The organism is Oceaniferula marina, from assembly GCF_013391475.1.
Lineage (GTDB): Bacteria > Verrucomicrobiota > Verrucomicrobiia > Verrucomicrobiales > Akkermansiaceae > Oceaniferula > Oceaniferula marina.
In genome coordinates, this window is record NZ_JACBAZ010000046.1 from 1 (window position 1) to 1620 (window position 1620).

Annotated in this window: 1 protein-coding gene; it reads left to right on the top strand. The window is 41.2% G+C overall.

Annotation, left to right across the window (positions count from 1 at the left end; genetic code table 11):
- Window positions 1-901 precede the first annotated feature (901 nt).
- Window positions 902-1369, top strand: coding sequence for a hypothetical protein (locus tag HW115_RS19470; RefSeq protein WP_178935328.1), 468 nt, complete (start codon window positions 902-904; stop codon window positions 1367-1369).
- Window positions 1370-1620 lie beyond the last annotated feature (251 nt).

Here is a 1620-nt window from a genome sequence, read left to right on the forward strand (position 1 = left end):
GCTTTACGTTCGGCAATAAAATAAAAAATGAGCTGTGAAAATATTAACCCATTTTATTCGCAAATTAATGTTGCACGATTAATGCGACACAACATCTCGTTAAGGTTTTTAGGAGTGTTGTTAACGTGGAATTTGATTTTATTCGTGTTATGGCTAATAATGGATTGGGGTGTATCATGGTTCCTTATACTCACCCCTTTATCTATTGCTTGTTCTTTCTTGTGTATGTGGTCGAACTTGGCAGCCATGGAAACGGTTCGATTTTGGTCGGCGTTAATTGTACTTGACGATGATGGGGTGTTGTCAGCGCGATGGGGAATGATCATGCACCGTTGGAGGGAAAATCAGTGGTATTACGATACTCGCAAATCAGAACGAGTTATAGTTGTGAAGTGGCCTTGGTGTCTGTTTGCGACTTACACAGTCTTTCCCTTGCCTTATGAAGAATAGTGGCCGAACAAGTCGCAGCACCCGACCGCTAGTAGCTGAGTGGCCAGGTTTTTTGGCTGGTTTACAGGATTGAAAGTTATAAATTTGGGCAGCTGGCACATCGCGGCCGGTGTGCTTTACGTTATGCGAAAAAATAGGCAGATCATTCAAATGGTTGACTATTCCGAATCGGCTCGCAGGATGAAACCATAAGTTTGTTCACTCAGTGCATTCAACGGTTATTCTCGCAAGGCGGAATGAATGCTTGATCGAGATTCGCTGAAATCTGTATTCCTAATCACTCTTGAAAGTAACCAGAAAGACGGAGGAAACTAATTGCATAACAAGTCGCTGCACCCGACCACTAGTAGCAGCCGTGCCAGGTTTTGTTTCTATTCCTCAAAAGGAAATCTATTAATCCGTTCATCTGCCATTTCATCGTGGCGGGTGAGCTTTACGTTCGCTAAAAAATATGAAAACAAAACTACTCATCATCCTTCTTTCGTGCACTGTAATTAATGCACATGAAAAAAGCATTGAGCTTCTTGAACAAAAAGTAACAGAGGCAGCAAAAGTTAAGGATATTCAAGCTATATCAAAGGTGTATGACTGGACTAATGTTCACTTTGTCATCAAAGATCAAGAAATGCTGCGATGGCGAAGCGGTATAAATGATTTTAAGGACTACATATTCAAAGAGGTTAAATGGGTTCCAATTGAAGAGTTCTCTGAGACAGAGCGCAAGAATATGCTTACACCTGTTGAAATACATGGGCGAGTATATAAATGGAACTATGAGCCAGTAGGGCGGTTTGATGTTACATGGAATAAGCCAAACAAAGAAAACCACACATATGGCGGTTCGATACTTGTTGGAAAAAATGAGAAAGGTCGCTTTGTCGGAATATCTAATATGGTAGTCAAAGCTGACAAGAAATAATCTAAGCGAACAAGTCGTTGCACCCGACCGTTAGTAGCTGCCGTGTCAGCTTTTTGTAGGGTTCTAATGAATTAAAATTTTAATCCGTTTATCCACCATTTCATCACGGCGGGTGAACTTTACGTTGGGCAAATAAAACAAATGATTACACAGGCATACATCGAAGAGAGTGGTAATGGTAAACTTCGCCATGAATCAGCTCTCGTTGCAGAAGAGATGAAAGCTCGAGGTATTCCTTATAAGACCTTCAC